22 protein-coding genes are annotated in these 25,867 nt (G+C 74.8%); 12 read left to right on the plus strand and 10 right to left on the minus strand.

The window, feature by feature from the left end; translation table 11 throughout:
* Positions 1-96: 96 nt before the first annotated feature.
* Entirely contained in the window at positions 97-798 is a 702-nt protein-coding gene (locus tag ABZ716_RS14730) for a ribonuclease H (RefSeq protein ID WP_358810730.1), read from the minus strand.
* 1,407 nt (positions 799-2,205) lie between these two features.
* Here ABZ716_RS14730 and galT point away from each other — a divergent pair.
* From galT to ABZ716_RS14765, 7 genes are all read left to right on the plus strand, one after another.
* Positions 2,206-3,234, plus strand: a complete 1,029-nt coding sequence (gene galT, locus ABZ716_RS14735) for a galactose-1-phosphate uridylyltransferase (RefSeq protein WP_358959097.1) — start codon at positions 2,206-2,208, stop codon at positions 3,232-3,234.
* On the plus strand, positions 3,231-4,376 hold the full coding sequence (galK, locus tag ABZ716_RS14740) for a galactokinase (protein ID WP_358959099.1): 1,146 nt from the start codon (positions 3,231-3,233) through the stop codon (positions 4,374-4,376). Before galT ends, galK begins: the two co-directional genes overlap by 4 nt.
* 118 nt (positions 4,377-4,494) lie before the next feature.
* On the plus strand, positions 4,495-6,171 hold the full coding sequence (locus ABZ716_RS14745; RefSeq protein ID WP_358810718.1) for an FAD-dependent oxidoreductase: 1,677 nt from the start codon (positions 4,495-4,497) through the stop codon (positions 6,169-6,171).
* 10 nt (positions 6,172-6,181) lie between these two features.
* On the plus strand, positions 6,182-7,657 hold the full coding sequence (locus tag ABZ716_RS14750; RefSeq protein WP_358959101.1) for an ATP-binding protein: 1,476 nt from the start codon (positions 6,182-6,184) through the stop codon (positions 7,655-7,657).
* On the plus strand, positions 7,654-8,022 hold the full coding sequence (locus ABZ716_RS14755) for a UBP-type zinc finger domain-containing protein (protein ID WP_358810716.1): 369 nt from the start codon (positions 7,654-7,656) through the stop codon (positions 8,020-8,022). Before ABZ716_RS14750 ends, ABZ716_RS14755 begins: the two co-directional genes overlap by 4 nt.
* Positions 8,023-8,105: 83 nt before the next feature.
* The gene (locus tag ABZ716_RS14760) at positions 8,106-9,374 is read left to right on the plus strand and encodes a hypothetical protein (protein WP_358959104.1); all 1,269 of its coding nucleotides are present in this window, start codon (positions 8,106-8,108) and stop codon (positions 9,372-9,374) included.
* Complete coding sequence (locus ABZ716_RS14765) at positions 9,346-10,122, plus strand: hypothetical protein (protein WP_358959106.1); 777 nt, start codon at positions 9,346-9,348, stop codon at positions 10,120-10,122. The genes ABZ716_RS14760 and ABZ716_RS14765 overlap by 29 nt, the downstream gene beginning before the upstream one ends.
* A 38-nt stretch (positions 10,123-10,160) precedes the next feature.
* Here ABZ716_RS14765 and ABZ716_RS14770 read toward each other — a convergent pair whose 3' ends face one another.
* The 3 genes from ABZ716_RS14770 to ABZ716_RS14780 all read right to left on the minus strand — a co-directional run bounded on the left by ABZ716_RS14770 (position 10,161) and on the right by ABZ716_RS14780 (position 12,807).
* Entirely contained in the window at positions 10,161-11,795 is a 1,635-nt protein-coding gene (locus ABZ716_RS14770; RefSeq protein WP_358959108.1) for an isovaleryl-CoA dehydrogenase, read from the minus strand.
* Positions 11,779-12,393 (minus strand): TetR/AcrR family transcriptional regulator, encoded by a 615-nt coding sequence (locus tag ABZ716_RS14775; RefSeq protein ID WP_358810712.1) that lies wholly within the window; start codon positions 12,391-12,393, stop codon positions 11,779-11,781. The genes ABZ716_RS14770 and ABZ716_RS14775 overlap by 17 nt, the downstream gene beginning before the upstream one ends.
* A gap of 87 nt (positions 12,394-12,480) precedes the next feature.
* Positions 12,481-12,807, minus strand: a complete 327-nt coding sequence (locus ABZ716_RS14780; protein ID WP_358810711.1) for a putative quinol monooxygenase — start codon at positions 12,805-12,807, stop codon at positions 12,481-12,483.
* Positions 12,808-12,953: 146 nt separating this feature from the next.
* Here ABZ716_RS14780 and ABZ716_RS14785 point away from each other — a divergent pair, with 146 nt between their 5' ends.
* The gene (locus ABZ716_RS14785; protein WP_358810710.1) at positions 12,954-13,784 is read left to right on the plus strand and encodes a methyltransferase domain-containing protein; all 831 of its coding nucleotides are present in this window, start codon (positions 12,954-12,956) and stop codon (positions 13,782-13,784) included.
* Between the two features lie 12 nt (positions 13,785-13,796).
* Here ABZ716_RS14785 and ABZ716_RS14790 read toward each other — a convergent pair whose 3' ends face one another.
* From ABZ716_RS14790 to ABZ716_RS14810, 5 genes are all read right to left on the minus strand, one after another.
* On the minus strand, positions 13,797-14,159 hold the full coding sequence (locus tag ABZ716_RS14790; protein ID WP_358810709.1) for a hypothetical protein: 363 nt from the start codon (positions 14,157-14,159) through the stop codon (positions 13,797-13,799).
* A gap of 145 nt (positions 14,160-14,304) precedes the next feature.
* Positions 14,305-16,698: a SpoIIE family protein phosphatase gene (locus ABZ716_RS14795; RefSeq protein WP_358810708.1), complete on the minus strand. Its 2,394-nt coding sequence runs from the start codon at positions 16,696-16,698 to the stop codon at positions 14,305-14,307.
* A 103-nt stretch (positions 16,699-16,801) separates the two neighbouring features.
* Positions 16,802-17,320: a GNAT family N-acetyltransferase gene (locus tag ABZ716_RS14800; RefSeq protein WP_358810707.1), complete on the minus strand. Its 519-nt coding sequence runs from the start codon at positions 17,318-17,320 to the stop codon at positions 16,802-16,804.
* 33 nt (positions 17,321-17,353) lie between these two features.
* Complete coding sequence (locus ABZ716_RS14805) at positions 17,354-18,274, minus strand: hypothetical protein (protein ID WP_358959111.1); 921 nt, start codon at positions 18,272-18,274, stop codon at positions 17,354-17,356.
* On the minus strand, positions 18,271-19,683 hold the full coding sequence (locus ABZ716_RS14810) for an AMP-binding protein (protein ID WP_358959113.1): 1,413 nt from the start codon (positions 19,681-19,683) through the stop codon (positions 18,271-18,273). The genes ABZ716_RS14805 and ABZ716_RS14810 overlap by 4 nt, the downstream gene beginning before the upstream one ends.
* A 419-nt stretch (positions 19,684-20,102) precedes the next feature.
* Between ABZ716_RS14810 and ABZ716_RS14815 the strand changes: the two genes are divergently transcribed.
* The 4 genes from ABZ716_RS14815 (at position 20,103) to ABZ716_RS14830 (ending at position 24,774) form a co-directional block, all read left to right on the plus strand.
* Complete coding sequence (locus tag ABZ716_RS14815; RefSeq protein ID WP_358810704.1) at positions 20,103-20,903, plus strand: helix-turn-helix domain-containing protein; 801 nt, start codon at positions 20,103-20,105, stop codon at positions 20,901-20,903.
* Between the two features lie 343 nt (positions 20,904-21,246).
* Positions 21,247-22,602 carry a uracil-xanthine permease family protein gene (locus tag ABZ716_RS14820; RefSeq protein WP_358959115.1) on the plus strand — a complete coding sequence of 452 codons (1,356 nt, stop codon included), beginning with the start codon at positions 21,247-21,249 and terminating at the stop codon, positions 22,600-22,602.
* Positions 22,603-22,621: 19 nt separating this feature from the next.
* Positions 22,622-24,067: an amidohydrolase family protein gene (locus ABZ716_RS14825; protein ID WP_358959118.1), complete on the plus strand. Its 1,446-nt coding sequence runs from the start codon at positions 22,622-22,624 to the stop codon at positions 24,065-24,067.
* Positions 24,064-24,774, plus strand: coding sequence for a sulfite exporter TauE/SafE family protein (locus ABZ716_RS14830; protein WP_358959121.1), 711 nt, complete (start codon positions 24,064-24,066; stop codon positions 24,772-24,774). Before ABZ716_RS14825 ends, ABZ716_RS14830 begins: the two co-directional genes overlap by 4 nt.
* Here the strand turns inward: ABZ716_RS14830 and ABZ716_RS14835 are convergent.
* The gene (locus ABZ716_RS14835) at positions 24,758-25,822 is read right to left on the minus strand and encodes a LacI family DNA-binding transcriptional regulator (RefSeq protein WP_358959123.1); all 1,065 of its coding nucleotides are present in this window, start codon (positions 25,820-25,822) and stop codon (positions 24,758-24,760) included. The two genes, ABZ716_RS14830 and ABZ716_RS14835, sit on opposite strands and share 17 nt — an antisense overlap.
* Positions 25,823-25,867 lie beyond the last annotated feature (45 nt).

Here is a 25,867-nt window from a genome sequence, read left to right on the forward strand (position 1 = left end):
CGCCCCCAGTTGTAGCACTTCCGGGCGTCCGCGGCCCCCGCGCGGCGGCGCGCCGCTCCGTGGCGTCGCCCCGGCCGGCGCCGCGGCCCCGTCCCGTCAGGCCGGAGAGGACGCCGCGGGACAGTCCGGGTGGCCCCAGCGAGCGCCCAGCTTGGCGATCTTCTCTCCGGCCGCGTACGGCTGCCCGCAGGGGCAGGTCCCGCGGAACTTCGCCGTGATGGTGCGCCCGCCGCCGGAGCGGGCCGCGCCGCCCCCGGAGGCCGCCTTGCGCGCGGGGGCCGTACGGGAGGGGGTGGTGCGAGAGGGGGCCGGTACGGGGACGGTGGTGGCGCCGTGGGCGGTGCCGGCGGGTTCCTGGCTGACGGCGGCGTCGCTGGCGGCCTGGTCGGCGATGGCGTTCAGGTGGTCGCCGTCCTCCTGGTGGGCGGGGACGTAGCGGAACTCCACGTCCCGGTCGGCCAGCAGCGCGTCGATCCGCTCGACGAGCTCGCGGTTGGCGACGGGCTTGCCCGCGGCGGTCTTCCAGCCGTTGCGCTTCCAGTTCGGCAGCCACTGGGTGACGGCCTTCATGGCGTACTGGGAGTCCATGCGCACCTGGAGCGCGGTCCCCGGCTCCACGGCCTCCAGCAGCCGCTGGAGGGCGGTGAGCTCGCCGACGTTGTTGGTGGCCCGGCCCAGCGGGCCCGCCTCCCAGCGCTCGGGCCGGCCCTCGGCGTCCGCGATGACCCACGCCCATCCGGCAGGGCCGGGATTTCCCTTGGCCGCCCCGTCACAGGCGGCGATGATCCGATCAGACATCCCCCGATCTTGCCCTATCCCGCCCCCCGGCTCCGCCACTCCCCCTCGGGGGCGCTGCGCCCGGGGGGTGGGGCGGCGGGCCCGGGGGCGCTGCGCCGGGGCAGTGGCGGTGGCGGCCCCGTGGGCGGCTGCGCCGCGGTGCAGCCGGGGGGCGGCGGTGCGGGCCAGGGACGGCAGTGCGGGCCAGGAGGCCGGCGGACGGCACGGCGCGCGGGCCTTGCGCACCGGCCGCTGCGCCGGGGGCAGGGGCGGCGGCCGGGGCTCGCGGACTGCAAGACGCACCGGCCTTGTGCGCCGGCTGCCGGGTCCCCCACACCCCGGTGCCCCTGCCCCCGGCGCAAGCGGGGCGGCGGCAACGGGCCGGCGGACGGCACGGCGCGCTGGTCTGGTGCGCCGACCACCGGGCCCACCACGCCCGGGGGGCGCTGCGCCGGGGCGGTGGGGGGCCGCGGACGGCAGGGTGCGCTGACGTTGCGCATCGGCCGCTGGGTCCGCCCCGCCCCGGGACGTTGCGCTGAGGGCAGGGGCGGCGGCCCGGGGCCGGTGGACCGAAAAGCGCGTCGTGCGCCGGATCCGCCACTCCCCCGGGGGCGCGGCGGTGGGGGCGGGCGGCGGCCCGGGGCGCTGCGCCGGCGGCAGGGGCGGCGGCCAGAGGCCGGCGGACGGCAGGGCACGCTGGCCTCCGCACCGGCCTCCGGGTCCGCCACAGCCCTGGAGCGCTGCGCCGAGAGCCCGGGCAGCAGCCAAGGACCGACCGACGGCAAGGCACGCTGACCACCCCACCGCCCACCACATCCGCCACACCCCGGGAGCGCGGCGCCGAGAGCCCAGGCAGCAGCCAAAGACCGACCGACGGCAAGGCACGCTGACCACCCCACCGCCCACCACATCCGCCACACCCCGGGAGCGCGGCGCCGAGAGCCCGGGCAGCAGCCAAGGACCGACCGACGGCAAGGCGCGCTGGCCTCCGCACCGGCCGCCGGGTCCGCCACGCCCCGGAGGCGCTGCGCCGAGGGCGGGGGCGGCGGCCCGGGGCCGGTGGACCGCAAGGCGCGGCGGCCTTGTGCGCCCGCCTGCCGGATCCGCCGCTCCCCCGGGGGCGCTGCGGCCGCGGCAGCGGGGGGGGGGGGGGCGGCGGCCCTCGCCTCGGCGGGGGCCGCCGTACGGGCGCCCGCGCCCGGGGCGGAGCCCCGCCGGGCTGCCGCCCCGCAGCGGCCCCCGGCGCGCCGGGGGGCGGTCGGCAGCGGGCGCGGGGACGCGGCCGGAGGCGGACGGGGCGGCGCTGCGGGAGGCGGGACCCAGGGACACCGCGGCGGCGGACAGGCACCGCCGTATGATCGAGTTCGCGTCGGCCCCGTCCGGGGCGGGGCGCACCTGCCGGCCCTCCCCCGACAGACAGGCGAGGACGTGTACACGACCGTCACCAAGCTCGCGGACGGCCGCGAGCTCATCTACTACGACACCGCCCCCGGCCAGGACCGCACCGCCGTGGACCGGCGCCCGCTGGACCGGGTCGAGAGCAGCCCGGAGCTGCGCCGGGACCCCGCCACCGGCGACTGGGTCACCATCGCCGCCCACCGGCAGACCCGCACCTACCACCCGCCCGCCGACGCCTGCCCGCTGTGTCCCTCGCGCGAGGGACGGCACAGCGAGATACCGGCCGACGACTACGAGGTGGCCGTCTTCGAGAACCGTTTCCCCTCCCTCTCCGGCGCCGCCGGCCGCTGCGAGGTGGTGTGCTTCACCCCCGAGCACGAGGCCGGCTTCGCCGACCTGAGCCCCGGGCGGGCCCGGCTGGTGCTGGACGCCTGGACCGACCGGACCGCCGCGCTCTCCGCCCGCCCCGGGGTGGCGCAGGTGTACTGCTTCGAGAACCGGGGCGCGGAGATCGGCGTCACCCTGCCCCACCCGCACGGCCAGATCTACGCCTTCTCCACCCCCACCCCCCGCACCGCCAAACACCTCGCGGCGGCCGCCGCGCACCGGGCGGACACCGGGCGGAACCTCTTCGAGGACCTCCTCGCCGAGGCCCGCGCGGCCACCGAGCGGGTGGTCCTGGCCGGTGAGCACTGGACGGCCTTCGTCCCGTACGCCGCCCGCTGGCCCTACGAGGTCCACCTCTACCCCCACCGCCGGGTGCCCGACCTGACCCGTCTGGAGGAGGCGGAGCGGGCCGAGTTCCCCGGCCTCTACCTGGACCTGCTGCGCCGCTTCGACCGGCTCTTCGGGTTCGCGGAGCCCACCCCGTACATCTCCGCCTGGCATCAGGCGCCGCTGACCGGCGGCGGCGAACTGGCCCTGCACCTGGAGCTGTTCACCGTCCGCCGGACCGCCGACAAGCTCAAGTACCTGGCGGGGACCGAGTCCGGGATGGACGCGTTCATGAACGACGTGGCTCCGGAGACGGCGGCGCGGCGGCTGCGGGAGGCCGGGTGAACGCGCGGGTGCGCCAGGAGTTCGAGCGGATCCACGGCCATGCCCCCGAGGGGCTCTGGGCGGCCCCGGGCCGGATCAACCTGATCGGCGAACACACCGACTACAACGACGGGTTCGCCCTGCCCATGGCCCTGCCGCAGACCGCCGTGCTCGCCGCCCGGCGGCGTGCGGACGGGCTGCTGCGGCTGCACAGCGCCCAGGGCGACGGCCGGGTCACCGAGCTGCGGGTGGCGGATCTCGCCCCGGGCGCGGTACCGGGCTGGGCCCGCTACCCGGCCGGGGTGGTGTGGGCGCTGCGCGAGCGGGGGCTGCCCGTCGGGGGCGCGGACCTGCATGTGGACAGCACGGTTCCGACGGGGGCGGGGCTGTCCTCGTCGGCGGCGCTGGAGTGCGTGGTGGCCGTCGCGTACGAGGAGCTGTACGGGCTCGGGCTGGGGCGGCCGGAGCTGGCGCGGGTGGCCCAGTACGCCGAGAACGCCTTCGCCGGGGTGCCGTGCGGGGTGATGGACCAGATGGCCTCGGTGTGCTGCGCCGAGGGCAGCGCCCTGCACCTGGACAGCCGGAGCCTTGAGGTGCGGCAGGTGCCCTTCGACCTCGCCGGTCACGGGCTGCGGCTGCTGGTGCTCGACACGCGCGTCAAGCACGACCTGGCCGACGGAGCGTACGCCGCCCTGCGGGCCGGCTGCGAGCGGGCGGCCCGGCTGCTGGGCCTGCCCGCCCTGCGGGACCTCGGGGAGGCGGAACTGCCCGGGGCGCTGGGGCGGCTGCCCGCCGACCTCGTACCGCTGGTGCGGCACGTGGTCACGGAGAACGCGCGCGTCACGCGGGCGGTGGACAGCCTGACGGCGGGCGAACCCGAAGCACTGGGACCTCTCCTGACGGAGGGTCACGCCTCGCTGAGGGACGACTACGGGGTCTCCTGCCCGGAGACGGACCTGGCGGTGGAGGCCGCGAACGCGGCGGGGGCACTGGGAGCCCGTATGACGGGGGGCGGCTTCGGCGGCTCGGTGATCGCCCTGGTCCCGGCCGCGACGGCCGCGCACATCACCACCGCCGTGACGACGGCCTTCACCCAGGCCGGCTTCCGCCCCCCGAACCCCCTGGAAGCCACCCCGTCCCAGGGCGCCACCCGCCTGGCGTGACCCGCCCGCCCCGCCCGCCGGGTACCGGGCGGGGCCGGGGGGATCGTGCCTACGATGGGCGGGAGCCGGTGTGGCAGGGCCTGCGTGCCGGTTGGCCGAGCGGGCAGGGCGGAGGAGCATGGCACAGGCCGGTGATGTGGCGCGGACCGTCATCCTCACGGTGGACGACGACCCCGGGGTGTCCCGTGCCATCGCCCGTGACCTGCGGCGGCGCTACGGGGGCGGGTACCGGATCGTGCGGGCGGAGTCCGGGGGCTCCGCGCTGGAGGCGCTGCGGGAGCTGAAGCTGCGGGGCGATCTGGTCGCCGTGATCCTCGCCGACTACCGGATGCCGCAGATGAACGGCGTCGAGTTCCTGGAGCAGGCCCTCGGGGTGTACCCGGGGGCGCGGCGGGTGCTGCTGACCGCGTACGCCGACACCCATGCGGCCATCGACGCGATCAACGTCGTCGACCTCGACCACTACCTGCTGAAGCCGTGGGACCCGCCCGAGGAGAAGCTGTACCCGGTAGTGGACGACCTGCTCACCGCCTGGCGCTCCAGCGACCACCGGCCGGTGCCGGCCACCAAGGTGGTGGGGCACCGCTGGTCGGCGCGTTCTTCGCAGGTGCGGGAGTTCCTGGCCCGCAACCAGGTGCCGTACCGCTGGTACTCCTCCGACGAGCCCGAGGGGCGGCGGCTGCTGGAGGCGGCCGGGGCCGACGGGCTGCGGCTGCCGCTGGTGGTCACCGCCGAGGGGGTGGCGCTGATCGAGCCGGAGGCGGCGGAGCTGGCCGCCCGTGTGGGGCTCGCGACGACCCCGGCCGCCGCCTTCTACGACCTCGTCGTCATCGGCGGCGGCCCGGCGGGGCTGGGTGCGGCGGTGTACGGGGCGTCGGAGGGGCTGCGGACCGTCCTGGTGGAGCGGTCTGCGACGGGCGGGCAGGCCGGGCAGAGCTCCCGCATCGAGAACTACCTCGGCTTCCCCGACGGGGTCTCCGGTGCCCAGCTCACCGAGCGCGCCCGCCGCCAGGCGGCCCGCTTCGGCGCCGAGATCCTCACGGCCCGCGAGGTCACGGGGCTGGAGGTGAGCGGGCCGGCGCGCGTGGTGCGGTTCTCCGACGGCTCCTCGGTCACCGCGCACAGCGTGATCCTGGCGACCGGGGTGTCCTACCGGCAGCTGGAGGCCGCGGGCTGCGCGGACCTCACCGGCTGCGGGGTGTTCTACGGCTCCTCCCTCACCGAGGCGGCCTCCTGCGAGGGGCAGGACGTGTACGTCGTCGGCGGGGCCAACTCGGCCGGGCAGGCGGCGGTGTTCCTGGCGCGGGGTGCGAAGTCGGTGACGCTGCTGGTGCGCGGGGAGTCGCTGACGGCGTCCATGTCGTACTACCTGGTCCAGCAGATCGAGGAGACGCCGAACATCACGGTGCGGCCCCGGACCGTGGTGGAGGAGGCGCACGGCGAGGGCCATCTGGAGCGGCTGACCCTGCGGGACGTCGTGTCGGGGGCCAGGGAGGACGTCGACGCGCAGTGGGTGTTCGTCTTCATCGGCGCGGCCCCGCTGACCGACTGGCTGGACGGGACGGTGCTGCGCGACGGGCACGGGTTCATCCTGGCCGGCCCCGACCTCACGCCGGACGGGCGGCCGCCGGCCGAGTGGCCGCTGGACCGGCCGCCGTACCACCTGGAGACCAATGTCCCCGGTGTGTTCGTGGCGGGCGACGCGCGGGCCCAGTCGGCGAAGCGGGTGGCGTCCGCCGTCGGGGAGGGGGCGATGGCCGTCATGCTCGTCCACCGTTATCTGGAGCAGTCATGAGCGGGCCGTCATGAGTACCCGGGAAGTGTCCTGCGATCCGCGGGAGATCGCCTCGCTGTTCCTGTTCGAGAAGCTCTCCCCGGACCAGCTCGGGCGGCTGTGCGCCGAGGGGCACGTGGAGCGCTTCGAGGCCGGCCCGGTGTACACCGAGGGCGAACCGGCCACCTGCTTCTACGTGATGCTGGAGGGCACGGTCGTCCTGTACCGGAGGGTCGGCGCCGACGACGTGGAGGTGAGCCGGACCTCGCAGCCCGGCGTGTACGCGGGGGCCATGCAGGCGTACCTGGGCGACCGGGTGCCGCAGACGTACGTCAACTCGATGCGGGTGACGGGCCCGACGCGTTTCTTCGTCCTGTCGGCGCAGTCGTTCGCGGACATCATGCAGGAGTGGTTCCCCATGGCGGCGCACCTGCTGGAGGGGCTGTTCTTCGGTGCGAAGGACACCCAGCGGGCCATCGGGCAGCGGGAACGGCTGCTGGCGCTCGGCTCGTTGTCGGCCGGTCTCACGCACGAGCTCAACAACCCGGCGGCCGCGGCCGTCCGGGCCACGGCCGCGCTGCGCGAACGGGTGGGCAAGATGCGGCACAAGCTGGCCGTCATCGCCCGGGGCCCGTACCCGCGCGAGGCCCTCGCCGAACTCATCGAGATCCAGGACCGCACCGCCGAACGGGTCGCCAAGGCGCCGGTGCTGAGCCCGCTGGAGGCCGCCGACCGGGAGGACGGGCTGGCCGACTGGCTGGAGGACCACGGCATCCCGGAAGGCTGGCGGATCGCGCCGGTCTTCGTCCAGGCCGGGCTGGACACGGACTGGCTGGAGCAGGTCGCGGCGACCGTGGCCGAGGACGTCCTGCCCGGGGCGGTCGGCTGGCTCAACTACACCGTCGAGACCGAGCTGCTGATGGACGAGATCGACGACTCCACCACCCGTATCTCGCACCTGGTGGACGCCGCCAAGCAGTACGCGCAGCTCGACCGCGCCCCGCACCGCGAGGCCGACGTCCACGAACTCCTCGACAGCACCCTGCTGATGCTCTCCGGCAAGATCGGCCCCCGGGTGCGGGTGGTCAAGGAGTACGACCGCACCCTGCCCGCGGTGCCGGCCTACCCGGCGGAGCTGAACCAGGTGTGGACCAACCTCATCGACAACGCGGTGTCCGCCGTCGGCGGTGCGGGCGGCGAGGGCACCCTGACGGTCCGCACGGCGCGCGAGGGCGACCGGCTGCTGGTGGAGTTCCGCGACACCGGGCCGGGGGTGCCCGCGGAGATCCGCGACCGTATCTTCGACCCGTTCTTCACCACCAAGCCGGTGGGCGAGGGCACCGGGCTCGGCCTGGACATCTCGTGGCGGATCGTCGTCAACAGGCACCACGGCAGCCTCCAGGTGGAGTCGGTCCCGGGCGACACCCGCTTCCGGGTGCTCCTGCCGCTGACCGCTCCCGAGGGGGAGACCGGCACCGGATCCGAACGTACGGAGGAGACCGCATGACCGGCAACGACGGAATCGGGACGGACGCCATCGGCCCGGGTGTCCCGCCCAGCGGCACCGGGTGCGCGGACTGTGACGCGGTGGGCGGCTGGTGGTTCCACCTGCGGCGCTGCGCCGAGTGCGGCCATGTCGGCTGCTGCGACTCCTCCCCAGCCCAGCACGCCACCGGCCACTGGCGGGCCACCGGGCACCGGCTGGTGCAGAGCTTCGAACCGGGCGAGGGCTGGTTCTGGGACTACGCCACCGGCACCCTGTACGAGTCGGGGCCGGAGCTGGCCCCGCCGGACGCCCACCCCGCCGGCCAGCCGGCCCCCGGCCCGGCCGGCCGCGTACCGCAGGACTGGCCGGACCGGCTCCACCGCTAGGCGGGGGGACCCCTGCCGGCCCGGAACGCGGAGCACCTGGACAATGGCGGTGACCCGTTGTTCCGTCCTCGAAGGGCCGCGCCATGGATGACGCCTCACCGCCGGACCGGCGGCGGACGCCCCGCACCACCACCACCCCGGCCGCCGAGGCCCGTATCGAGGGGGCAGCCCATGTCCTGGTCGCGCCTTCGGCGTTGTCCGGCGAGGACGTGGTCAGGGAGTTCCTCGGGTCGGTGATCACACCGGAGGAGCTGGCGTCAGGGGCGCCCGGTCTGGAGGGGAAGACGGTCTACCTGTGCGGCGACGTGTCCGGGATCAGTGGCCGCCAACTGGATGGGGCGGCGCGGGTGTTCGTCGTCCGGGAGCTGTCGCACGGTGACGTCGGCGGCCCGTGGGCCCGCGTGGGCCTCGGCCGGGTCCCCCTGCGGGTCCATGGCGCCGGCGTGTACTACCGGCGCTTCTTCGACCCCGCCGAGGAGCACTTCGGGCGGATCCGTGCGGAGCACGTGTTCCAGTCGCTGACGGAGTCCACCAAGCCGGGCACGGCGCACCGCAGCGGGATCTACCTGACGCCCGTCACCCGGAGCGCGGACGACGGCCTGCACTTCCGCCTGCTCCGGTGCTCGACGAACCTCTCGGGGCCGACCGAGGACTTCGGCCCGACCGACACGCACATCGTCGAGGCGCTGAACCGGGAGGCCGCCGCCGTCTTCCGGGACCAGGCACCGCTCAACCACGTCCTCGCCCAGATCTACCACAACACCCTCGCGGCGCCCGGACGCAAGCAGGCCAAGGCCAGGATCTCAGCCCACGCCGACAAGACGAAGGACATGCCCGTGGGCGGCATCATGGCCTTCTGCACCTTCTACGACGGGCTCGACCGGCTCCATCCGCTGCCCGAAGACCCCTTCGACTACGGGGTGAAGGGCGTCAGCGGGCTGACCCGGCTCCGCTTCCGCCTCAAGGACCCGGCCGAAGGGGGCGCGCTCCCGGCGCAGTTCACGGTCACCCTCCACCCCGGCTCGGTGTTCTTCATGCCGCTGTCCACCAACCGGCTGTACACGCACGAGATCCGGCCGTCGCCGTTGGACGCCGCGCTGCTCCCGACCCGCCTGGGCTACGTGGTGCGCTGTTCGGGCACCGAGGCCGTCCACCGGGACGGCCGTACCTTCCTCAAGACCGCCGGGGAGCTGGTGCCGCTGCGGCCGGCCACACCGGCGGACATGACGGCGCTGCGCGGGCTGTACGCCGAGGAGAACCGGACCTCGTCCTTCATCGACTACCGGGACGCGTTCCACTTCAGCATGAACGAAGGAGACTACCGTGCCCCTCGGGTCCCGGATCTCGGATGAGGTCATCGTGCGCGCGGTCCCGGCCGGGGGCGACCTCTTCGCGGAGCTGTCGGAGTCGACCCGCTGGGAAGACCTGGGCAAGGGCCGGCAGGGCGCCGTACTCACCCGAACCGGAGGGACGGCCGACCGCGGCGTCCCCCTCGTCCGCACCACCGCTCAGTACAGCGGCCCAGCGCAGCCGTTCGGCCCCGTGCACGAGCGGCTGGCCCGGCAGGTCCGGGAACACGCGGGGCTGCCGGCCGGCTTCGACAACGCGCTGGCCGAGCGCTACACGAACGCCTACCGGACCATGGGCAGCCACAGCGACCAGGCCCTCGACCTGGCCGACGGGTCGTTCATCGCCGTCTTCTCCTGCTACGAGTTCCCCGAGGCGGGCCCGCTCCGGAAGCTGGTCTTCGAAACCAAGGGATCCGATGCCGAGAGGTTCGAGATCCCGCTGACCCACCACGGCGTCGTGGCGTTCTCCGTCGACTCGAACCGGCGGTTCCGGCACAAGATCGTGGCCGAAGCACCTGTCCCGGCGGCGGACAACACCTGGCTGGGCGTGACCTTCCGCACCTCGAAGACCCTGCTGCGCTTCCGCGACGGCCACGCCCACCTCCCCGACGGCCCGCGCCTCGCCCTGGCCGACGACGACCAGAGGCGCGAGTTCTACGGCCTGCGCCGCCGCGAGAACCAGGAAACGGACTTCACCTACCCCCCGCTGACCTACACCCTCAGCCCCAGCGACCTGACCCCGCCCGCCTGACCGTGCGGGAGGGGGCGGGCGGGCAGGCCGGGCACCTTTCAGGCGGCCGGGGTCCGGGTGCGGCTGAGGATGGCCTCGGTGTCCACGCCGGGCGGGAGGGTGCCGTAGGCGGCGCCGTGCTCGCCGCCGAGGCGGGAGGCGCAGAAGGCGTCGGACACCGCTGCCGGGGCGTGGCGCACCAGGAGGGATGCCTGGAGGGTCAGGGCCATGGTCTCGGTGAGCCGGCGGGCGCGGTACTCGGCCTCGGCGGGGTCGGCGAGCTGCTTGTGCAGGCCGGCCACCGCCGCGTCCAGGTGCCGGTCGGCGCCCGCCGCCCGGCCGACCTCCGCGAAGAACGCCTCGACGGTCTCCGGCTGGCGGCCCATCGCCCGTAGCGAGTCCAGGGCGGCCACATTGCCCGAGCCCTCCCAGATGGACGACAGCGGCGCCTCCCGGTAGAGGCGGGGCATACCGGATTCCTCGACGTAGCCGTTGCCGCCGAGGCATTCGAGGGCTTCGGCCGCGTGCGCGGGAGCGCGCTTGCACACCCAGTACTTGCTCACGGCCAGGCCCAGCCGGCGCAGCAGCACCTCGTCCGTGTCCCCGCGTGTCACCCGGTCGGTGGCCCCCGCCAGCCGCAGGGCGACGGCCGTCGCGGCCTCGGACTCCAGGGCCAGGTCGGCGAGTACGTTGCGCATCAGCGGCTGGTCGATCAGGGCCTTGCCGAACGCCCGCCGGTGGGTGGCGTGGTGGACGGCCCGGATGACGCCGAGCCGCATACCGGAGGCCCCGCCCAGGACGCAGTCCAGGCGGGTCATGTTGACCATCTCGATGATGGTGGCGACCCCGCGCCCCTCCTCGCCGACCAGCCAGCCGAAGGCCCCGTCGTACTCGATCTCGGCGGAGGCGTTGGAGCGGTTGCCGAGTTTGTCCTTGAGGCGCTGGAGCAGCAGCCGGTTGCGGGTGCCGTCGGGCAGGACGCGGGGCAGCAGGAAGCAGGACAGGCCGCCCGGGGCCTGGGCCAGGGTCAGGAAGACGTCCGACATGGGCGCCGAGGTGAACCACTTGTGCCCGGTCAGCCGGTACGTGCCGTCCGCGGCCGGTACGGCGGTCGTGGTGTTGGCGCGGACGTCCGAACCGCCCTGCTTCTCGGTCATCGACATGCCGGCGATCAGGCCGCCCTTAATGTCGGGACGGCGCAGTCCGAAGTCGTAGGTGCGGGAGGCGAGCAGCGGCTCCAGCCACTCGGCGAGGGCGGGCGCGGCGCGCAGCGCCGGGACGGCGGCGTAGGTCATGGACACCGGGCAGGTGTGGCCGGCCTCGACCTGGCTCCAGACGATGAACTTGGCGGCGCGCGCGACGTGCGCGCCCGGCTCGTCCTGCGCCCAGGGCGCCGCGTGCAGCCCGTGCGAGACGGCGGTCCGCATCAGCTCGTGCCAGTACGGGTGGTACTCGACCTCGTCGACGCGGTGGCCGTAGCGGTCGTGGGTGTGCAGGACGGGCTCGTTCTCGTTGGCCAGCCGGCCCCATTCCGCCGCCTGCTCGGATCCGGCGAGGACGCCGATCCGGTGGAGTTCGGGCGCGGCCCAGCCGGCCCCCTCGCGGTCGAGGCCCTCCAGGAGGGCCGGGTCGGCCGCCGCGTCGTATCCGTGGTGCGGCGGGACCTGGTTGGTGACCTCATGCGTCTGCGGCATCGTGTCCTCCAAGGGCACGCAGGGTGAAGGTGATCAGGCCGGGGATGACCTCGTCCGGGGCGGCGTCCCCGTCGGCGAGGGGTCCGACGAGCGCTTCGGCGATGGCGCCGACGAGTGCGGCGGCGGTCAGCTCGGGGGCCTGCGCGGGCAGTTCACCGGCGGCCGTGCCCGCCGCGATCCGACGGGCGAACACATCGCGGAACGCCCGGCGGAAGACGAGCCGTTCGGTGTCGACGGCCGGGTCGGCCGGCTCCGCGAGCAGGGCGAAGGCCCGCCGGGGCGCCTGGAGCGCCCGCGAGGCGAAGGTCTCGGCGGCCGCGGCCACCCGCTGCGCGGCGGTTCCGGGGCGCTCCGCGGCGGCGGTCACCGCGGCCACCTCCCGTGCCGCGAGGGTGCGGAAGAGGGCGGCGGCGAGCTCGGACTTGCCGGAGAACGACTGGTAGACGCTGCCGGTGGAGATGCCGGCCTCGGCCGCGATGGCGGCGACCGAGCAGCCGGCGTACCCCTGGCGGGAGAGCAGGCGGACGGCGGCCTCCAGGATCCGGTCCCGACGGGCGTCGAGGCGGGCCTGCACGACGGGCGGGCGGCGATAGGGCATGAAAGTATTGAAGCAGCGATTCACTGCTTCACACCAGACCCCCGCCGCCTGCGACGAGCAAGCGGCGGGGGCCGGGGGCGGGCGGGGTCAGTCGCGCGGCGAGAGTTCGGCCATGGCGCTCCAGCCCTGGCCGGGGACCTCGACGTGGATGATCTCGGGGGTGGTGGCGATGGCCCCGGCGAGGGTCTCCATACCGGCCTTGAAGTGCTCCGACGCCACGTGCGCGGCGCCGGCCTCGGCGTCGGTGAACGCCTCCAGCAGGGTGTACTTGTTCGGGTCGTCCACGCTGCGGGACCAGTCGTAGAAGAGGTTGCCCGGCTCGGAGCGGGTGGCGCGGGTGAAGTCGTCGACGAGGCTGAGCCAGTTGTCGCTGTGCTCGGGGCGGACGTCGAACCTGACGGCGATGAAGATCATGGGACCAGCCTGGCATGCCGGACGGTCTCCACGCACCCCCGGCACACCCGCCGCCCGCCCGGCGCCCGGCCACCCGGCGCCCGCCCAGCCCAGGCACCGTCGACAGACCGTCACCGGGCGGCCACACTGGGCGCGGAGGTGCGCACATGACCCAAGGCGACCGGTCCGCCGACATGCGGGCGACCGTACGGGAGACGTACGGCCCCGCCGACCTCAGTTCGGTACCCGTCTTCGCGGGCGGCTTCATCAACTTCGGCTACTGGCGGCCGGAGGACCTCGACGGGCCGCCCACGGTGGAGGACCGGATCCGCACCCAGCGGGACCTGTACCGGCACGTGCTGGACACCGCGGCGCCGCCGGCCGGGGGCAGGCTGCTGGAGGTCGGCTGCGGGCTGGGGGTGGGCTGCGCCCTCGCCCTCGAGGAGTACGGGCCGGCGCAGGTCACCGGTATGGACATCCACCCCCAGCAGCTGGAGCGGGCCCGGCGGGCCAACGCCGGGCTGCTGGACGGGGCCGGGCCCGGGCGGCTGCGGCTGGTGCGCGGGGCGGCCGAGGACATGCCGTTCGAGGACGCCGCGTTCGACTGCGTCTACAGCGTGGAGGCCGCCCAGCACTTCGACGACCTGACGCGGTTCGCCGAGGAGAGCGCCCGGGTGCTGCGGCCGGGCGGCAGGGCCGCCGTGACCAGCTTCTTCGCCACCGGCCCGGAAGCGGCACCGCGGCTGGCGGAGCTGCTGGACACCTTCGCGGACGGGCTGGACATCGCCCGCCCGCCCTCCGAACTCACCGGTGCCTGGGGCCGCTCCGGGCTGACCGACGTCCGCTGCGCGTCCATCGGCCCCTCCGTCTGGCCCGGCTGGGACCACTGGCTGTCGGCCCAGTGGAAGCCGGGCACCTGGCCGAGGAACTTCCTGCTCGCCTGGGAACAGGGCCTCCTCGACTACTACGTGATCACCGCCACCCGCCCCCGCCCTTAGGAGCGTCCGGCGTCAGCTGTGCCGGCGCCGGCGGCGGCCGATCATGACGATGAGGGCGATGACCGCGGCCACGACCAGCAGGAGGACGAGGACGCCCACGACCAGCGCCGCCGTGCCGAGCTTCCCGAGGAAACCCTTCTTCTTCTTTTTCTTGGGCTTGCTCTTCCCGTCCTTCACCGCGGCCGTCGCGTACGAGGGCGCGGCCGCGGCGCGCGCCTCCCCCGCGGATCCGGCCGTCGGTCCGGCCGGGGCGGCCGCCAGGGCCGCACTGCGGGCCGGGGCGGCCCGGTGGCCGGTGAGGCCCTCCGCCGCGTTCGCCGGCAGCGGGGCCAGGAACAGCCCTGCCAGCAGCAGGACCGGTATCACTCGGGCCATCACACTCGTCCTCACACGCTCTCCTGTTTCTCGCATCCGTGATCCGGCCATCCTGGGCCCGCGGACCGGAGGAAGCAACCTCCTCGTCCCCACGCGGTGTGAGGGGCGGCGGGGTCAGCGGGCGGGGCGGGTGGGGGCGTCGCCGCTACGGGAGCGGGGGGAGGTGGATGTCCACGACGCAGATGTCGTCGCGGTGGTGGGCGCGGCCCGCCGCCAGCGTGCGCGCGAGGGTTTCGGCCTTCCCCTCTCTGACGAGGCGGGCCGCGGTCGCGGCGAGCAGGGTGAACCCCTCCTCGATGTCGACGGAGGGGTCCTCGACGAGGCCGTCGGTGTACAGCAGGAGGTGGTCGCCCGGCCGCAGGTCGATCATCTCCTGCCCGTAGGTCACCTCGGCGATGGCGCCGAGCAGGTTTCCCTCCGGCTGGGGGAGGTAGTGGGCTTCGCCGTCGCGGACCAGCAACGGCGGCAGGTGTCCGGCGCGCACCCAGCTCAGCCGGTGTCCGGCGGGCTCGTAGCGGGCCATGACCATGGTCGCGGTGGCCGCGCCGGCCGTGTCGGTGGCCGTGTGGAGCAGGAGCGCGTTGAGCCGGCCCAGCACATCGGGGAGGGCCGAGCCGGTGACGGCCATGCCCTTGGCGGTGAAGCGGAGTTGGGCCATCGTGCCGACGGCGGCCAGGCCGTGGCCGGCGACGTCGCCGACGACGAAGAGGGCGCAGCCGTCGGGGAGCTGGATGGCGCTGTACCAGTCGCCGCCCACGTTGACCCCGGCGTCGGCCGGCAGGTAGGCGACGTCCACCCGTAGTCCGGCGAGTTCCAGGGACTGTTCGGGGATGGGCAGCAGGGTTTCCTGGAGCCGGGCGGCGAGGGTGCGTTCGGCCCTGAGCATGCCCCGCTGGACGAGGTTGGCGCGTTCGCTCTCGCGCAGGGCGATCTCGGTGTCGCGCTGGGTGGTGGCGTCCTGGACGAAGCCGTGCACCTCGACGGGGGTGCCGTCCATGTCGACCCGGGCCTCGGCGACGATCCTCAGGTGCCGCACCCCGCTGTCGGTGGTGATGCGGAAGGTCTCGTCGATGGCCGCGCCGTCCTCCAGCAGCCGCTGGACCGCCCGGCCGAGCCCGGGCAGGTCCTCCGGCAGCACGTGGGAGGGGAGTTCCTCCAGCGTCATGGGCCCCAGGGCGGGGTCGCGCCGGAAGACGGTGTAGACCTGGTCGGACCAGGTGATGGTGTCGCTGGTGAGGTTCCAGCTGGCCCAGCCGAGGTTGCCCAGGCGCTGGAGGTCGGCCAGCCGGCGGACCTCGTGGTCGCTGGTGTCGTGGCGGATCCAGGAGACCACCAGCCGGTCGCCGAGGCGGTTGGCGCGCACCGAGTAGACGGACCGGCGGGGCACGCCCGCGGCGGCCTCCTCGTAGGTGAAGGGCAGTCCCTCGTAGACCGTCCCGGTCGCCAGGGTGTCCAGGTAGCCCTCCCACAGGGGGCTCCCGGCCACGGTGGGATACGTCTCCAGGATCATCCGGCCGACCAGCTCCTTGCCGCGCCGGCCCGCCACGTCGACCGAGTCGGCGGCCGCCGCGTCGATGCGGAAGTCCTCCACCGAACCGTCCGCCGAGCGTACGGGGCTCAGCAGGACGGCGGGCCCGGCCAGCACGTCGAAGATCTGCTGGACCGCCATCACGTCCTCCTCCGCCGAGGTCGCGCCCGGGGTCCGCGGCGCGCCCAGCGCCGGTCCGCACAGCCGGACCACCCGGCGCAGCAGACTGCGGGTCCGGGGGGCGAAGGGCCCCGGCGTGCTGCGGAAGAAGCCCACGGCGGTCGTGGCGGGCGTTCCCGGTACGGGGATCCAGGCGCGTGACGGCCAGCGTTCGGGCGCGCCCCCGATGAGCACGTAGTCGGCCGCGTACCGCTCCTGGTCCTCCAGCCAGACGGGCCGCTCCTGGGTCAGGGCCTCCAGGGCCGCGATTCCGACGAGCGGCGGGATGCGGCTCCACTGCTCGGCCGTGCCCCGGTCGACCCCCGCGTGCCCGGCCAGCTCCAGGTTCCCCGCGGCGGCGCGGGTGTAGATCATGACGGCGTCCACGTGTTCGCACTCGCCCAGGACCGTGCGCAGCAGCTGCGCCACCTCGTCCCCGCCGCTGGTGGTGGCGAGCGACCGGGCCAGTGCGGCCAGGAGCGCGCGCCGTCCGTGGTCGGAGGCGTCGGCGGTCGCGTACCTGCCGGTGCGGAACACCGCTGCCGGCTCCTGGCCGGGATCGGCGCCGGCCACCGGGGCCGGGGGCCGGCCGGTGCTGCCGAGAATCAGCCAGCACTCCTCGACGAGGGTGCTGTGGTGGGACTCCGCGCGGTGCTGGAGGAGCTCGTACGCCTCCTCCGCGGAAACGCCCTGCTGGGCCATGAGCACGCCCTTGGCCCGCTCCAGGACGGCCGCCATCGCGGCGCCCGCTTCGAGGTCCTCCACCTCCGCGCGCAGCCTCGCGACCACCTTCGCCAGGGCCAGCTTGTCCGCGGCGGTGACCTCGGGCGGGGGCGTGTCCTCGTCGTCCATACGTCGAGGATGCCACTCCCCCTGGAGCGGGGTTCCCGCCGCCACGGGCGGCCCCGGCGAAGCGGCCGGATCCGGCCGGTGGCCCGCCGGGTTCACGCCGGGCTCACAGCGGGCGCCGGTAGCGGAGTTCGGTCAGGGTGACCTCGTCGTAGACGTCGTCCTGGGTCCGGCCGTCGGGCTCGTAGCCGGAGCGCTCGTAGAAGCGCAGGGCCCGCTCGTTACCGGCGAGCACCCACAGGGCGGACGCCGTGAAGCCCTCGGCCCGCATCCGGTGGTGGGCCTCCTCCAGGAGCCGGCGGCCGACACCGGTGCCGATCAGGTCCGGGGCCACGTACAGGGCGTACACCTCGCCGCTCCCCGCCGGGTCGGGTGCCCCGCCCGGCGGGGGCCCGTAGCAGAGCCAGCCCACCGGGCCCCGGCCGTCGGCGACGGCCACGAGGTCCCGCGAGGTCCGGCCGGGGCGGGAGAACCACTGGCGGCGCCGGGCGGCGTCGTCCTCGACCGTCATCGCGTCGAGGCAGGTCCCGGGGACCAGGCCGGCGTAGGCCGCCTGCCAGCCGCGGACCCTGATCCGCGAGACGGCCTCGATGTCGGCCTCGTCCATGTCGCGTACGTGTGTCACCGGGTCACCCTAACCGGGGCCCGGCGGGACGGGTCAGCCGGTGGCGGGGGCCTGGGCCCGGGCGGTGCGGGCCGGCCGCTGGCGGGGGCCGCCGATCCGTTCGCGGGCGAAGACGATCTCGGCCATCCGCCGCTCCGGGCCGCGGCGGCGCAGGAGCAGGTGGCCGAGGAAGGCGGCCGGGCCGAAGAACACCTGGGCGGGGACGAGGGCCGGGGCGTGCCCGGTGACCGCGCCGACGAGGTGGAGCGTGGCCACCGGGGCCACCGCCCCGAAGAGCACGACCAGCGCCATCGCGGTGCGCAGCCCCGCCTTCCCGTACGCCTTGTAGGCGGCGGTGGTGAACAGGGCGTAGGCCAGCAGGTCGCCCATGCCGAGGACGGCGCCCAGGTCCTCGCCGACGCGCAGGCCGGCCGCGGGGGCGAAGGGGTAGCCCTGGACCGCGTCGGACAGTTCCTCGGTCAGCGGGACGACCCAGGCGAAGAACGCGTCGTAGACGGTGAGGGCGAGCAGGAACCAGGCGACGTTCTTCAGCCGCATCCCGCCCTGGACGTTGATGTTGGTGGCGGAGACGACGACCAGGGCGACGACGCAGCTGTTGGCGGTCCAGTACGGGGCGGAGGTGTCGCCGAAGGCGAGGTGCGCGGCGAACACGGAGGCGACCAGCGCCGCGATCAGCGCCCAGCGCAGCCGTCCGTCGCCGATGACGGGCTGGTAGCCGACGGACAGCCCGCCCGCGAAGGCGAGGGCGAGCACGGCGGGCAGGACGGCCCCGGGCAGGGCGAGGTAGAGGTAGGGCAGCGCCAGGACGAAGCCCATCATCAGGAAGATGTCGGCGCCGTTGAAGACGCCGATCGGCGGCCGGGGGGTGCGGACGGTGCGGAAGTAGCAGACCGCGCCGGCGCACACCGCGAGCGCCAGGGCGCAGCTGACCGCGAGCTGGAAGAAGACCGTCATGCGTGGCTCCGGGTGAAGGTGTGCTCCAGCAGGTCGCAGCGGAGCGGGAAGCGGCGGGCCGCCTCCGCGTCGTCCAGGGGCAGGACGGTGACGTCGGCGTCGATGCCCTGGTCCCGCAGCCGCCGGCACGCCTCGGCCGCGTCGAGTTCCTTGGAGACGACTTCCACGTGCAGCCGTCCCGCGTCGGTGACCTCGGCCCGGTGGCGCAGCGGGAACGGCAGGCCGGGGGTGCCGTCGAGGGCCTCCACGATGTCGCGCGGGGTGACGAGGGCGTCGGCGGTGCGGTGCAGCTGTCCGGCCTTGCCGAGGATGTGGGAGACGGCGGGGACCGCGGCGAGCTCGCAGTCCGGTTCGCCGTCCAGGGTGCGGACCACGTCGCCGGTGTTGTACCGCAGGACGGGCATGCAGGCGCGGTAGGGGAAGTACGGGGTGACCGTCAGCTCGCCGAGGCGGCCGGGGCCGGCGGGCTCGCCGGTGTCGAGGTCGAGGACTTCGGTGTAGCCCATGTTGGGGTCGAGGTGCAGGTGGTGGTGGGTGCAGGTGCGGCCGCTGACGGGCAGCAGCTCGGTCATGCCGAAGGCGTCGCCTACGGTCCCGGCGCCGAAGGTGTCGCGGAGGGCGGCCGCGAGGTTCCGCGAGAGCACCTCCCCGCCTGCGTAGACGGCGCGCAGCCCGAAGTCGTCGGGGCCGTGGCCGCGTTCGCGGGCGGCGGTGACCATGCGGCCCAGGTAGCTGGGGTTGCCGGTGAGGACGGTGGGGCGGGGTCCGGAGCGGCCGAGGAGGTGCTCGACGGACTCCTCGGGCGGTATCTGGCCGACGACGTGGCAGGCGGCGTTGGCGAGGCGGCACACCTCGACGTCCTCCTGTACGGCGGCCGTGGCCCGGGAGCTGAGGTTGATCTGCATCCGGTCGCCGGGGCCGAGGTCGCCGCGGAGCACCAGGGACAGGGCGATCAGGGCCGGCCACAGTTCCATCTCGTAGCGGGAGAGCCAGATCTGGACGGGGGTGCCGGTGGTGCCGGTGGTCTGCGTCACCAGGTAGGGGGTGTCGCACAGGAAGTCGGCGGGGCGGGCGATCAGGTCGGCCTTGCGGGTCACCGGGATATGGGTGAGCGTCTCGGTGGTGACGGTGGCCGGGTCGGTTCCGGCGAGCCGCTCGCGGTAGAACGGCGAGCGCCGGGCGAGCCGGCGCACGGTGCGCTGGAGCGCCCGGTTCTGCAGGTCCCGGCGTTCGGCCGGGTCGGTGAACGGTCCGTCGGCCAGTTCGTCGACATCGTCGCCGAGCGAGCCGAACTCCTCCAGCGTCACGAGCGCGTCCGCGACCAGCCGTTCCACGGCCCTGACGTTCAGCCGGCGGCCGAACACCATGGAGGTGGCCACCCGCACCTGCCGGACAGCGGTCTCCAGCACTGATGCCTCCCTCGCCTCGAACCTCGGACCCCGCGTCTCGGACAGGACGAAGGGGCGGGGGCGGCACGGGCCGCCCCCACCCCCGGTGCGTGCGTCAGCTGGCGGAGCAGCTGGAGAAGAAGACCGCCGTCAGCGCACCCATGACGTACTTGAACTGCTTGGCGCTCGTCTTGATGGCGCTCATATGTGCCTCCCCTGTTTGCTGTGGGGGGACGAACGCCTGACTTCCACTGGAGTTCCGGCATCGCGTCCCTTGACGGACAACACAGTGGCGCGATCGCCGCGAGCGGGCAATGATCGGGTCCATTCAACGGACCGGCCAGTGGCGGGAACCATACCGACACCCCAACTGACCTGGTCCTAACGGGGATTGTGGGGGTCGTCCGATCGACGGCCCCGGCATGGAAGGGGTGACCCTCATGGCCAGATCCGGCGCGGAGGGACGCGGCGTGCTGGAAGGCGCGTTCGCACTCATGGAGGTACTCGCGCATGACGACGAGGTGGGGCTGACCCGGCTGGCGAGCGACGCCGCGCTGCCGAAGGCCACCGCCCACCGGCTGCTGGGGCAGCTGGTCGCGCTGGGCGCGGTGCAGAGCCACGACGGGCGTTACCGGCTGGGTCCGCGTACGTTCCGGCTGGGGCAGGCGTGGCATCCGGCGCGGGCGCTGCGGGCCGCTTCGGCGCAGCCGCTGCGGGAACTCGCGGCGGTGAGCGGCGGGGTGAGCCTGAGCCTGTCGGTGCCGGAGGCGGGGCACATCATCGTCGTCGGCGGGATGCGGGGCGCGGTGGACGAGGTCTTCCCGCTGCGTTCGGGGGTGGTGCTGCCGCCCGGCAGTGCGGCGGAGCTGGTCCTGGCGGCGTCCGCCCCGGGGGCGGAGCCGCCCGCGGGGCGGGCGCGGGCGGCCTGGGCGCGGGAGGCCGGGGGGATCCGGGAGCGGGGGCTGGCCTTCGACCGCGAGCAGTGCGTGGACGGGCTGTCGTGCGTGGCGGCCCCGGTGCACTCGGCGTCGGGGCAGGTGGTGGCCGCCGTCGCGGCGACCGCGCTGGACGCCGGGCTGATCCCGCCGCTGGGCGATGCGGTGCGCCGGGCGGCGGCGGTGATCAGCGGCAGGCTGGCCCGTCTGCCGGAGTCCGCTTCGCGGCCGCCGCGCGGGAGCGGCCCGCCGGTGGCGCACCGGGGGGCGCGGGAGCCTGCGGTGGCGGCGGAGCCGCTGGGGTGAGGCGGTGGGCTCCGGCCGTGGGATGAGGCGGTGGGCGGAGCCGCTGGGGTGAGGCGGTGGGCGGAGCCGCTGGGGTGAGGCGGTGGGCGGGGCCGCTGGGGTGAGGCCGGGCGCTGAGGCGCCCGTTCCGTATCCGGGTCCGGGGGCTCGTCGGAGGGTTCGGCGCAGCTGGTGGAATCCATGCGTCCGCACCCCTTGACGGGCCCCCAGGGCCCTCACATACTGGCGGCCAAATCGATTTGGCCCCTGCGATCAGGCCCCTGCGCCCGATCGGCCCGGGCCGAAGCCGGAGCGAGCCGAACGGAGCTCGAACGTGTCCCGTCCCCGCACTCTCCCCCACCCCGTGGACCAGTCCCGCCCACTGAGCCGGATCCTCCTGTTCGGTGTCCAGCACGTCCTCGTCATGGCGGCCACACCCGTCTCGGCGATCTTCCTGATGAGCGCGACCCTGCACCTCGATGCCCGGCTCACCGTCAACCTGCTCTCGGCGGCCTTCGTCCTCTCCGGGATCGGCTCCCTGATCCAGTCGCTGGGGCCGTGGAAGTTCGGGCCACGGCTGCCGTTCGTCATGCTGCCCGGCGGCGCCCCGCTGATCCTCTTCCTGGCGATAGCCGAGGAGCACGGCGTACGGACCGCCACCGGAGCGGTGATCATCAGCGCCCTCTTCTCCTTCGTCCTCCTGCCGGTCTTCTCGCGCCTGCTGAAGTTCTTCCCGACCCTGGTCATCGGCACGATGATCGTCATCGTCGGGGTCAACCTGGTGAAGGTCGGCGCGCTGCTCGTCACCGGGCGCCCCGGGCAGCCCGGATTCGCCGACCCCACCAACCTGGCCCTCGGCCTGGCCACGATCGGCTTCACCGTCGCCCTCTACTGGCTGTTCACCGGGGTCCTGCGGCAACTCGCCGTGATGCTGGGCCTGATCGCCGGCAGTGTGCTGGCCTTCGCGCTCGGACGGATCGACTTCGGGGGGCTTACCGACGGCGGCTTCCTGAGCGCCCCGCAGTTCATGCCCTTCGGCACCCCCCAGTTCGACCTGCTCGCCGCGCTGCCGCTGATGCTGTACGGGCTGGCCTCCATGGCGGAGGCCACCGGGCAGACCGTCATCAACGCGGAGACCGTCGGCAAGGAGATCGACCCGCGCACCGACGTACCGCGGACCATCCGCGGGGACGCGCTGGTGTCCGTCCTCGCCGGCTTCCTCGGGCTGCCGCTGATGGTGACCAGCGGGGAGAACATCGGCATCGTGCGGGTCACCGGTGTACGCAGCCGCTACGTCACCGCGGCCGCCGGCGCCGTGCTCATCGCCGTCGGCTTCCTCGCGCCCGTCATCCGCGCCATCAGCGTCATCCCGTCCGCCGTCGTCGGCGGCACGGCCATGGTCGTCTTCGCGGTCATCACCGTACTGGGGGTCCAGATGCTCGGCCGGGCCGAACTCGACCGCCATTCCCACGCGTTCGTCTGCGCCGTCGCCCTCGCGCTGGGCCTGCTGCCGATCCTCGTTCCGGGGGTCTACGCGGGGCTGCCCTCCGGTGCGCGGATCCTGCTGGAAAGCGGGGTGGCCGTCGGAGCGTGCACCGCCGCCGTCCTCAACGTGCTGTTCCACCACGTACGGCCCCGGCTGGCCCGCGGCCGCGCCGCCGCGCCGCCGGCCCTCGCCCCCGCCGAAGCGGGCGGCCCCACTCCCCTGCCCCATGTGTGACCCGTACGCGAAGGACGAGATGAGCACCCTCCTGATGAGACACGACACCACCCCCGACGGCCCGCTGGGCCCCCACCACCTGACCGGAGGGGTCCAACTCCTGTGTCCGGCCGCGGTGATGACCCCCGAGGGGCCGCAGGAGGGATACGCGGCCGTCGTCGCCGGCGGCACCTTCAGCGACGTCGGACCGGCCGCCCGGCTGGAGCGGGAGCATCCGCACCTGGAGCCGGTCCGGCTGCCCGGGCACCTGCTGATGCCGGGGTTCGTCGACGCGCACCACCACCTGACGCAGAGCTTCGGCTCGGCCCTCGCCTTCGGTGAACCGTCGGAGATCTTCCGCCGCGTCTGGGTCCCCCTGGAGGGGGCCCTGGACGAGGAATCGGCCTACATCGCCGCCAAGTTGTCGGCACTGGAATCCCTGCGGGGCGGGTTCACCACCGTCGCGGAGGCCGGGACCCGGGCCCCGGTGGACGCCGGGGTGGTGGCCTCGGCCGCCGCCGACGCCGGGATCCGCTGCGTGCTGGGACTCGTCTGCAACGACCTCCCCGACGCCTCGGACGCCGCGGGGGCGGGAAGCCCGCGCGAGGTCCTGGCCGCCGCCGAGAAGCACCTCGCCCGGTACGAGGGCGCCGAACTGGTCCACCCGTCCCTGGCGGTGTCCGTCCCCGAGGCCGCCACGGAGCGGACCCTGCGCGGCACCGCCCGGCTGGCCGCCGAAGCGGGAGCCGTCGTCCAGATCCACGTCAACGAGCACCTCGCCGCCGTGGAACGCTCCCTCGTCCGGCACGGTCTGCGCCCGCTGGAGTACCTGGACGCGGTCGGCGCCCTGGGACCGCAGCTGCTGGCCGCCCACGCCACCCTGGTCACGCCCGCCGAGCTCACCCTGCTCGCCGACTCGGGCGCGGCGGTGAGCTACAACCCCGTCGCCAGCGCGTGGAAGGGCAACGCCGTGGCACCGGCCACCACCATGGCCGAACGCGGGATCCGCTTCGGCCTGGGCACGGACGGCACCCGCGGGGACGCCTTCCGTCTGGTGGACGCCGCCGAGTTCGCCCAGCGCCTGGTCTACGGCCTGGCCACCGGGGACTCCTCCTGCGGCGCGGGCTGGTCCTGGCTGGAACGCGGGGGCCCGGGCGGCGCCGACGCCGTCGGCCTCGGGGCGCTCACCGGCCGGATCGCCGCCGGGGCGGCCGCCGACTTCCTGCTCGTCGATGTGGGCGGGCCGGAGATGCGGACCTCACGGGACCTGCCCTGGGAGCTGGTGCGGCGCGGCAACCGCGACCAGATCACCGCCGTGTTCGTGGCCGGCCGGCTGCGGATGTGGCGGGGCCGGCCGGTCGGCTGGGACCACCGCCCGCTGCTGGAGCGGGCGGCCGAGCTGGCCGATCAGGTGGTCGCGCGGGCCGGGGTGACGCGGGCCCACCCCACCTCCACGGCCGCGCGGGCCCGGAGCGGCGTCCGGTGAGCGCGGTGACGGTGGCGGTGCTCGCGCTGGTCGTGGCGGGCGCCGCGTTCGTCCAGGGGACCAGCGGGCTCGGGTTCGCGCTGGTCGTGGCGCCGGTGGCGGGTCTGCTGGACCCTTCGCTGCTCCCGGTGTTCGTCCTCGCGTCGATGATCCCGCTCAACGTGTACGTCGTCTGGCGCGAGCGGCACGCGGTGGACCTGCGGGGTGCCGGCTGGATCTCGGCGGCCCGGCTCGTGGCGACCCCCGGCGGGCTGCTGCTGCTGTGGGCCGTGCCCGGGCAGCGGCTGGGCCTCGTCGTGGGGACGGCGACCGTACTGGCGGCGGCGGTGAGCCTGGCGGCGCCGGCCTTCGTCCCCGGCCGGGCCGCCTACCTGGGGGCGGGGCTGGTGACGGGCCTCACCGAGACCGCGACCGGGGTGGGCGGTCCGCCGCTGGCCCTGGTCTACCAGCACCGCCCGCCCGCGGAGCTGCGGTCCACGGTGGCCCTGTGCTTCCTGGTCGGCGAGGTGGTCTCCCTGACGCTGCTCCTGGCGACGGGTCAGGGCACCACGGCTCAACTGGGCTGGGCCGCCGCGCTGTTGCCCGCGCTGGCCGCGGGGGCGTGGCTGAGCCGGCTGGCGCACCACCGCATCGACGCCGCGCGGATGCGCCCGCTGGTGCTGGTGTTCGCGCTGGTCTCCGGAGTGGTGCTCATCCTGGCCGGTTGACGCGCAGCGAGGAGGCCCGCGCGATGACGCGCGGCTCGGGCGCCGGCGCTGCCGCGGGGCTCTGCGCGGCGGGGGCGTGGCCGGGGCCCAGCCGGGAGAGGAGCAGTTCCACGGCGTCGGCGGCCGCGCGGTCCAGGTGCAGGTCGACGGCGGTGAGCGGGGGGTCGCAGGTGCGGGCGCGCGGCCCGTCGTAGCGGGTCGCCACGAGCACGTCCTCGGGGACGCGCCGGCCGCTGTCGCGGATCGCGCGGACGGCGCCCACCGCGAAGACGTCGACGAGGGCGCAGACGGCGTCCGTGTCGGGGTGCGCGGCCAGCAGTGCGGCGCAGGCGTCGTAGCCGGCCTGTTCGCCGCCCTCCTCCGGGGCGGTCACGACCAGCGGTTCCCAGCCGCCTTCGGCGGCGGCCCGTTCGTAGGCGGCGCGGGCGTCGACGGAGGAGTGGCGGGCGCCTGCGCCGATGAGGAGCGCCGGCCGGCGGGCGCCCTGCTCGCGCAGGTGCTCCAGCAGCAGGCCGGTGACAGTGGCACCGCGCAGGTCCACGAAGGGGGCCTCCGGCCGGGCCACCTCGCGGCCGAGCGCCACGTACGGCAGCCCGCGCTCGCGCAGCTGCGCGACGGCCGGGTCGTCCTCGCCGGGCTCGACCACGACGGCGCCGTCGATGTCGAGGGAGTGCAGCGGGGATCCGGTCTGGACGGGCGGTACGAGGACCAGGGCGTAGCCGTGCAGCATCGCCCGTTCGGCCGCGGCGGCGGCGATCTCCATGTAGAAGCCGAGCCGGGAGGGTCCGGCGGCCACGGCGAAGGGCATCGAGGAGGCGAGGGCGATGGCCTTGGCCTGGCCGTTGCGCAGCCGCTGGGCGCGCAGGTTGGGCCGGTAACCGAGTTCGGCGGCGGTCTGCTTGATGCGTTCGCGGGTCCGGGGGTCCACCTTGCCCAGCCCGTTCAGGGCGTGGGAGACGGTGGTCGGTGACACCGAGGCGGCCCGGGCGACATCGGCGATGGTCGGCGGCCTCCTGCGGGGGACACCGGCGGAACCGGAACTGGGCATCTGGGACTAGGCTCCTCACTCGGCCGGGGTCGGCTCCCTCATCTT

This window comes from Streptomyces sp. NPDC006687 (genome assembly GCF_040636215.1).
In the GTDB taxonomy this organism is placed as follows: domain Bacteria; phylum Actinomycetota; class Actinomycetes; order Streptomycetales; family Streptomycetaceae; genus Streptomyces.

What these genes read in the sequence shown, in the direction of transcription:
- ABZ716_RS14730 (WP_358810730.1), bottom strand. Translation starts at nt 798, where the DNA reads ATGTCTGATCGGATCATCGCCGCCTGTGACGGGGCGGCCAAGGGAAAT.
- ABZ716_RS14745 (WP_358810718.1), top strand. Translation starts at nt 4,495, where the DNA reads ATGGCACAGGCCGGTGATGTGGCGCGGACCGTCATCCTCACGGTGGAC.
- ABZ716_RS14750 (WP_358959101.1), top strand. Translation starts at nt 6,182, where the DNA reads ATGAGTACCCGGGAAGTGTCCTGCGATCCGCGGGAGATCGCCTCGCTG.
- ABZ716_RS14755 (WP_358810716.1), top strand. Translation starts at nt 7,654, where the DNA reads ATGACCGGCAACGACGGAATCGGGACGGACGCCATCGGCCCGGGTGTC.
- ABZ716_RS14760 (WP_358959104.1), top strand. Translation starts at nt 8,106, where the DNA reads ATGGATGACGCCTCACCGCCGGACCGGCGGCGGACGCCCCGCACCACC.
- ABZ716_RS14770 (WP_358959108.1), bottom strand. Translation starts at nt 11,795, where the DNA reads ATGCCGCAGACGCATGAGGTCACCAACCAGGTCCCGCCGCACCACGGA.
- ABZ716_RS14775 (WP_358810712.1), bottom strand. Translation starts at nt 12,393, where the DNA reads ATGCCCTATCGCCGCCCGCCCGTCGTGCAGGCCCGCCTCGACGCCCGT.
- ABZ716_RS14780 (WP_358810711.1), bottom strand. Translation starts at nt 12,807, where the DNA reads ATGATCTTCATCGCCGTCAGGTTCGACGTCCGCCCCGAGCACAGCGAC.
- ABZ716_RS14785 (WP_358810710.1), top strand. Translation starts at nt 12,954, where the DNA reads ATGACCCAAGGCGACCGGTCCGCCGACATGCGGGCGACCGTACGGGAG.
- ABZ716_RS14790 (WP_358810709.1), bottom strand. Translation starts at nt 14,159, where the DNA reads ATGGCCCGAGTGATACCGGTCCTGCTGCTGGCAGGGCTGTTCCTGGCC.
- ABZ716_RS14795 (WP_358810708.1), bottom strand. Translation starts at nt 16,698, where the DNA reads ATGGACGACGAGGACACGCCCCCGCCCGAGGTCACCGCCGCGGACAAG.
- ABZ716_RS14805 (WP_358959111.1), bottom strand. Translation starts at nt 18,274, where the DNA reads ATGACGGTCTTCTTCCAGCTCGCGGTCAGCTGCGCCCTGGCGCTCGCG.
- ABZ716_RS14815 (WP_358810704.1), top strand. Translation starts at nt 20,103, where the DNA reads ATGGCCAGATCCGGCGCGGAGGGACGCGGCGTGCTGGAAGGCGCGTTC.
- ABZ716_RS14825 (WP_358959118.1), top strand. Translation starts at nt 22,622, where the DNA reads ATGAGCACCCTCCTGATGAGACACGACACCACCCCCGACGGCCCGCTG.
- ABZ716_RS14835 (WP_358959123.1), bottom strand. Translation starts at nt 25,822, where the DNA reads ATGCCCAGTTCCGGTTCCGCCGGTGTCCCCCGCAGGAGGCCGCCGACC.